This is a genomic window from Bacteroides sp. RTP31139st1_H2_RTP31139_211217 (genome assembly GCF_040227615.1).
GTDB classification, from domain to species: domain Bacteria; phylum Bacteroidota; class Bacteroidia; order Bacteroidales; family Bacteroidaceae; genus Bacteroides; species Bacteroides uniformis.
The window spans coordinates 1,422-4,464 of the sequence record NZ_JBCNZM010000251.1 but is presented as its reverse complement, the minus strand read 5'-3'; the positions used below and the strand labels follow the sequence as shown (position 1 = coordinate 4,464).

Annotated in this window: 1 protein-coding gene and 1 pseudogene; one reads left to right on the top strand and one right to left on the bottom strand. The window is 45.0% G+C overall.

The genetic code is table 11. The features are described from left to right. Positions 1 to 44: 44 nt before the first annotated feature. Positions 45 to 1,883: pseudogene (locus ABUA47_RS23235) on the bottom strand (N-6 DNA methylase); the annotation flags it as partial. A 530-nt stretch (positions 1,884 to 2,413) separates the two neighbouring features. Between ABUA47_RS23235 and ABUA47_RS23230 the strand changes: the two are divergent. Then, positions 2,414 to 2,971 (top strand): Panacea domain-containing protein, encoded by a 558-nt coding sequence (locus ABUA47_RS23230; RefSeq protein WP_005777276.1) that lies wholly within the window; start codon positions 2,414 to 2,416, stop codon positions 2,969 to 2,971. The last annotated feature ends 72 nt before the right edge of the window (positions 2,972 to 3,043 follow it).

Here is a 3,043-nt window from a genome sequence, read left to right as displayed (position 1 = left end):
GCTGGGACTCCGTCTCGTGGGCTAGGAGATGTGTATCAGAGACAGCCTTTGTGCTCCCACTCCCCGATAACAGGATTGTAAAATATCTCACCTTTGAGGTCGCCGATGATTTCTTCCTCGGCACTATCCGTGGACTGCATCAGGTAGTCCATATCAACCCTGCCGTAGAAATTCAAGCTACTTGCCAACGCTTCAATCGGTGTCAGCCGTTTGTTCGGGTCTATCTTCTTGAACGCCACAGGCTCACGCATGATGTCGGACTTGACTAAATCCTTTCCAAGCTGCATTTCTATTGTAAAGACTTCCACACCGAGGCTGTCAAGCATGATAAACTCCTTGTTGTCGTTCTCGTGGAAACAACCCCATTTGGCAACAAAGGTATCGTATCGGGCGTTCAGCTCTCCACGCAATCCGTTATCCTCTTTTTGTTCTTCCCTCTCTTTGATTGACAATTCAAAGTATGCCTTGCGTATAGGGAAATAGTCTTTTGCCCTATCTGCATTGACCTTACCCTCGTCCACCGGTACAAAATCAATGGCTACCTCTTGATAAAGACTTGATTTTCGGTATTGGATAGTACCCACCTGCCCCTCAAACAGCACCATTGTGCCGTCTTTCATCCATGCTTCCACCCCGTCCGTGTAGGCTCGTTTGCCTTTTGCGACTTGTTTCATGGCTACACTCCCGAAAAGAGACATCTGCATATCTTCGCTACCTTGTCCTTCCCCCATGAAAAGACTTTTGCGGAAGTATCGGCCAAAGTCAAGTTTCAGCAGTGCGGCGAGATATTGTGACATGGCATTTTCATTGCCCTGCCATTGGTATTTGCGTACATATTTTCCGTATTGGTTCTGTACAATGCGGCTACCTGTCGCAAGGGTGGTTTTCGGTATGGTGAACAATTTGTTGGCGTATTCGGTCATTGTGCCTGTGGCGTCCGCCTTTTCCCTGCCTACTTGTAAAAACAGTTGTTCCCGCTGTGAGAGTGCCGCCTTGCGCGTGTGCTTTTGGAATATCAGCAGGTCGCTGCCTACCTCTATACCGCTTGTCTGCATGAAAAGCATATCGGGCAGACGGATTGCACTTATCAGGTCGGCATGATTTACAAGATATTCACGCACGAACTTATTACCGGGCGTGTCGGCTATGCCCCTCGATGTGATGAAAGCTAACAAACCACCCTCGTTCAACAACTCCATTGCTTTGACAAAAAAGTAGTTGTGTATGGTCTTGGTGGCCTGTTCGTACATACCGCCTTTCTTCCATAGTTCCGCATCGAACACCCTGAAATTGCCAAATGGAATGTTGGAGGCTATGACATCGAAAGTTGTATGTTCAAAACCTTGTTCTCCGATTTCTTCAAACCCAATCGTCCGTGTAAGCGTGTTTTCATGGAGCAGGGAAAGTATCATCCCCGAAATGAGGTCTTTCTCAATAGCATAATCATACGTGCCGGACATGGCTATGGGTAGAAAGCCGCCTATACCAGCACTTGGTTCGAGAAATGAACGCATTTTGAGACCGTTTTCGCCGAACGTGGCATGTATCTGCCGCACCACTGCATCAACAAGGAATTTCGGCGTGTAAAATGCTGTCAGTACAGATGCTTTGATGCCCTCTATGACATTGTGCCGCATGGGTTCTGTGAAATGAGGGTAAGCATTGATTAACTCCTGTAATCTTTGTATCGGTTCTTTCATATCACCACCTATGGGTTTGTCCGTACCTATATTCAATACTTCTTTGATACCCCCGAAACCAGAATATCGGGATAAAATTTCTTTTTCTTCCGCAGTGGCCTGCCTGCCTTGAACTTGGATTTTCATTGCCGTTTCTATGGCTTCCACGTTCGCTACCAATGATTTCAATTTGTTGTAACTCATAATTTAACCTTTCTTTTTTTTCCCTTTGTTCGGCCTGTTTGCGACCTCTGGGATTTATTTTTCTGCCTCCAAAAGGTGGCGGAAACAATCGGGACAAGGCTGATGCGGAAAAATACGCTCGACAGACGGAGAGGAAGATTTTTGCGGCTCACTCGCGGCGGAACGTCGGCATTGGCAAGATTGGAGCAGCCTATTACCTTTGCGGGAAAATAAGTCCACGAGAAGTCGCACGGCAGCAGCAAAACGATAATAAATGACAATCAAATAGAAAGGGATGAATAAAACTGTAAAACAGGGGTGTTAAAACAGGGTAACGGACAACCGGAACGGATTGCCCGTACTATAATCGGGGGGAAGGTGAACTATAAAAGGAGGTAGAAGCGTATGGATTGGCCCATCTCTTGATAATTGCAGAATGACGACTGTATTAAATGTCGTGAAAAAAAATGCAACGGGCTATTTTTTTGTATCATGAGCGTATTATTCAGCAAATTAGTTGTATCTTTGTAATCGCATAGATTTTTTTTGAAATGAAAACAGCTATACAGATTGCCAAAATAAGAGCGGTGGTACTCTACATCATGCAGAGTTTCACTCAAGGAGTGGACTATATAAAGTTATTTAAAATACTTTATTTTGCCCAACAGGACCATCTTGTCAAATATGGCAAAGTGATTGTTGAAGACTCTTTCAGAGCATTGAAACATGGCCCGGTGCCAGCCTATACCTACAAGGCACTGCAAATTGCAGAAGGCAAACCCTTGGATGGGAATTTTGACGAGTTCCTTTCAGACATAGAGGTTCGTGACAAGAAAGTATATACTTCTGCTGTACCCGATATGGACTATATATCAGGTGCCAACAAACGTTGTCTTGACGCTGCTATCGCTAAATATAAGGATACAGACCCTTATGACTTGTCCGATTTGTCGCATGACTCGGCATGGGAAGAAGCGATGACACGCATTCAGGATGATCCTCAAAAGAACTTCATTACCATTATAGATATAGCCCGAGCAGGAAAAGCTACCGAGGACATGGTAGATTATATCCGAGAAAAGCAGATTGTCAAGAACGCTTTATCTTAAATCAAATGGACGACAAAACCGGTGCATTGGAAAGGCTGAAAGCTATAATGGCCAAAGCTGAGCAAGTAGATA

Excerpts from the sequence above, each read along its gene's own strand:
- ABUA47_RS23230 (WP_005777276.1), top strand. The coding sequence starts at position 2,414 with ATGAAAACAGCTATACAGATTGCCAAAATAAGAGCGGTGGTACTCTAC.